The sequence below is a fragment of the uncultured Cardiobacterium sp. genome (assembly GCF_938028185.1).
Classification (GTDB): Bacteria; Pseudomonadota; Gammaproteobacteria; order Cardiobacteriales; family Cardiobacteriaceae; genus Cardiobacterium.
The window spans coordinates 1-1464 of sequence record NZ_CALJAH010000314.1 but is presented as its reverse complement, the minus strand read 5'-3'; the positions used below and the strand labels follow the sequence as shown (position 1 = coordinate 1464).

The following is a 1464-nucleotide window of genomic DNA, read 5'->3' as shown; positions in this document are numbered from 1 at the left end:
GCGTACTGTCTTCGGCGACGCGCCTTGTCTGAAACTTTCGGTGGATGGCTATACACACTGAGGCCGTTCATATCGCAGATGAGCGCGGGCGGATGACGGAAGTGCAGACAAAGCGGGTAATGGCAGAGGAGCAGGGCGAGCGGCAGGCAGGCGTACCAGAAGTAGGATTTGTAGGGGTGGAAGGTGCTGCCGTTCACACTGACGGCGGGCTGGTGCAGGATGAACCAGGCGAGGGTCAGCGTCGCCGCGATGAGCAGTAGCGCTGCGCCGGTATGGTGGCGGTGCTCGTTGTACCAGATACGGGTGGCGGGGTGGTCGCGGTCGGGGATGAAGCGGGGAATCATGGCGGGTGGGGGGTGTTGTCAGAAACAGCGGGTGCGCGAGGTATCCACGGGGCGTTCCGGGGGGGCGATGTGATGGCGTTGTTCGATGGTGCCGTTTTCGTCCAGCAGCAGCCATTCGTTGGCGGTCGCCACGATGATTCTGCCGTTTTTCAGGGGGATGATTTTTTGTATCCAGGCGGTGCCTGCCTTCAGGTAGCGGGGCGCGGCGGGGTTTTACGCTTGCAGCAGGATGAGCGGGTAGTTGCCGTCCGCGTCCTGGTGCGTGCCGCCCGCATAGAGGGTTGTGCCGTCGGCAGACCAGGCCAGGCTGACCAGTGCGGTGTTTTCTCCGGGATGTCCCGCAGGCAGGGTTTGGCTGATGTGCAGCGGGCGAATGGTGCCGAGGTGTATCACGTTTTCCTGGCTGATGGCGCGCCAGGCGGAGAGGGCGAAGTGCTGGCCGTCGGGATGCAGGGCGAGGGCGCCGGTGGCGCCTGCGGGATGGATTTCGGCGGCAATGGTGCCGTCTGTCTGGTGGAGGCGCAGGCTGTCCGGCCGCCCGTGCACACCGGCAAAGGAGAGGGCAAGCAGGTGGTTGTCCGGAGTGAAGGCGCAATCGGTGACGATGTCGCGGTGGTAGTCGTTGCCAAAAAACGGGGCGCGTTCGCCGTCAGCAATGCGGCGCAGGAATTTGCGGTGTGTGCCTGCCAGCCACGCGCGGTCGGGCGACAGGCAGAGTTTGCCCATGCCGGACGGGGCGGCGCCCGTTTCGATTTTGCGCTGCAAGGTACCGCTGTTGATGTCATGGAAATAGAGGGTGTCCGACCAGATGAGCAGCCAGCGGTTTTGCGGGTCAAAGAGGGCATCCTGGATGCTTTCGCCCAACCGGGGTATGCCCCAGGCGGGTGGCGGCGTCATTTCGTGTTGTTTTTCGCCGTTTGCAAGATGCCAGATGGTGGCGGTACGGTCACGGGTGATCACCAGCAGGGTTTCGTCGGCATTGACGGCGGCACCGATGTAGGGCGGGGTCAGCGGTTCGCCTTGTGCCACAAGGGCGAGCGTGAGGGCGAGGGTGAATATTTGCAGTTTCGGCGTATAGGACAAAAAAGGAGCTAAAAAACGCTGTAAGCCTTATGCTGCA

General features: G+C 62.8%; 2 protein-coding genes. Both read right to left on the bottom strand.

Features of this window, described 5'->3' with window-relative positions; translation table 11 throughout:
• Window positions 1-344, bottom strand: a 344-nt coding sequence (locus Q0349_RS09210) for a hypothetical protein (RefSeq protein WP_298080579.1), incomplete at its 3' end; no start/stop codon positions are given.
• 213 nt (window positions 345-557) lie between these two features.
• On the bottom strand, window positions 558-1427 hold the full coding sequence (locus Q0349_RS09205) for a hypothetical protein (RefSeq protein WP_298080578.1): 870 nt from the start codon (window positions 1425-1427) through the stop codon (window positions 558-560).
• Window positions 1428-1464 lie beyond the last annotated feature (37 nt).